A 2232-nucleotide genomic window follows, 5' to 3' on the forward strand; every position below is an offset into this window, starting at 1 on the left:
GAGCCTCGTATTAGCAATCCACTTGACCCACAGCCCACCTAAAGGCGCGAGCCAAGAAACCGGTCAAGCCGGTGAGGCGTCGTTGCTGTATGCATCGTTTGAACATTACTTCCGATACGCTCCTGACTTCTTCATTGCCCTCGTCAGGCTTGGTACCGGCATCACCGGCGGCTGGTCCGCAAGGTCGCTGGCAGCCATGGGGGGAGCCGGTTCTGGAAACGGCAGATGGCTCGCGATCCAATCGTCGAGGAACCTGCGGCCGCGAGCATCATCCGGTCAAACCAGGATCGTAGTGGAGATGGCATCGTGGATCGTGCCATAGAGGCTGTCGATGGGCTGGCGGAAGCGTCCATGCAGTCACGATGCTTTCAGCTCATCGAACCTCGGGCGCCAAAGAGTGTTCCGTTGGTTTTTGCTGAAATGGCGGGAACTTTTTCCTCCGGCGGTGATTTTCGTCGCCATGACAAAACTGTCTGACCTTGGACCTCGCATCCCCCGCAACGGGGGTAATTGCATTCGCGAAAAGGACCGCTTCTACGCGTGTCCATCTTGCGGCCAGAAAGTCGATCAGACCGATTTGCGGCAAGTCATGTGGCACGAACGGCCTGGCCACGAGCCGCTGGAGCCGGAAGACAGCGCGACGATAATCAAGTTCCCGGATCCCCGGAAATAGCGATCAGTCGCATGTGACCCGCCGTCCATCGAGACAGCGGGCGCGACTTCCCCCCTCGCAAAAATCAAAGGAACAAAGGTCAGATCTCGCAGTTGTGCGATCACCTGGGAGGGAACGATGTTGCATCACGAAATCGGCACTGTTTCGGACTGGTCGAAGTTGGTGGCGGACGATCCTCTCATCGCCGCCGATATCGCCCAGCGTCTTTCTGTGCTAGCGTGCAATGACAAGTCTACCGCTGCCCACGTCCAGTCGCCCAGCGCCGTGAGATTTCGAGGTTCCGACCTCACCAGCGCAGCACCCACCGAGTATCCGCGGCCGATTGTGCTTCTAGCGACCATCTGTGGGTCGACGGCCGTGGGTATAACGCTGCTTCTGGCGGCGGCGGTTTGAGCCACGGGACCTGATGCCGCTCCCCCAGACACTGTCTTCGATTGAGATGACGCTCGAATGTCCGGCATGCGGAACGGCTTTCATCAAACCGGGGCGTTGGTTCATCGCTGCCGCCCACTATCGGTGCGAAGGTTGCCAGCGTTTACACCGCCTTACCTATCCAGAAAAGGTGGAATTGTTCGACAGATATACCAAGCGTCTGACGACAGTCTCGCAGCGAGGGACAACGAGGCCGCGCGAGTGCCCCAGAGGCAACGACAAGGCCAGTGACGCTCCACCGGGACGGGAAGGGTAACCGACGAGGCAGCGGAAGAGTGTTCGCCTGCCAGCACGTCCGGCTGATGCTTGGTTCGATCACTCGTTTTCTGACCATCTCGTTGACGTGCGGAATATCATGACAGCGACGACGGCAGAGCTTTGGTTCATAAAACCGAGGAGGTTCGTTTGAGCCTGGCTTCACGTTTAGGACGGCGTCCCGTAGCGGCCGCCACATGATCGAGCGGCCTTCATCCGCTGCAAGCACCTGCCGCGGCGCACGAATTACGCCGAGGCGTTGATGAGAGCATCGACACCGATAGACATGCCAAACGTCGGCATGCCGCGATGGTCTGTAGCACTCGCCATTCTGCACGATGCAGAGGGTGGCGCTTCCAGCATGTGGAACATATCGAAAGCCGCTGTGTTCTGGGCGCCAAAGGAGATCGCGATGATCCGTTGGCTAGTCAGAATCGGCGCCTTATATGCGGCATACAAACTCGGCGAAGCTGCCGGGCGCAGTGAGCAGGAGGTCATTCCTCTCCCGCCCTCCGACCGGCAACGGCAGCCAGGTAGGCAGGAGCGGACCGACCTCGGCGTCGAGCCATCCTAAAAAAAACGCAGGTCGCTGGCCGCAGGCCGGTTCTTCAGCGAATAAGCTCGTCCCATGACAGGCGTGTGACGCCAACGCTCTGTGCGAAGGACGGGGCGCGGCGCTGAGCTTCGGGATGTTGGTCCATCGATCGATGCACAGCGAAGACCCGTCATTGATCAGCAATGGCGGGTCTTGCTTTGAGACCACTTGGCCCGGGGTTGTAAGCCAAGCTTCCACCCCAACTTTGATTCGCGCCACAGGTTCCCAGCCTGGCCAAATAATGCCGGGGGGGTCATCACCACACAAAAGCCCGCCG

General features: G+C 59.4%; 1 protein-coding gene. It reads left to right on the forward strand.

Annotated elements, in window-relative coordinates; genetic code table 11:
- Positions 1 to 225: 225 nt before the first annotated feature.
- Positions 226 to 477 (forward strand): hypothetical protein, encoded by a 252-nt coding sequence (locus EN879_RS39185; protein WP_024504642.1) that lies wholly within the window; start codon positions 226 to 228, stop codon positions 475 to 477.
- Positions 478 to 2232: the final 1755 nt, after the last annotated feature.

This window comes from Mesorhizobium sp. M7A.F.Ca.AU.002.02.1.1 (assembly GCF_003998535.1).
Taxonomy (GTDB): domain Bacteria; phylum Pseudomonadota; class Alphaproteobacteria; order Rhizobiales; family Rhizobiaceae; genus Mesorhizobium; species Mesorhizobium ciceri.

What these genes read in the sequence shown, in the direction of transcription:
- EN879_RS39185 (WP_024504642.1), top strand. Translation starts at nt 226, where the DNA reads ATGGCTCGCGATCCAATCGTCGAGGAACCTGCGGCCGCGAGCATCATC.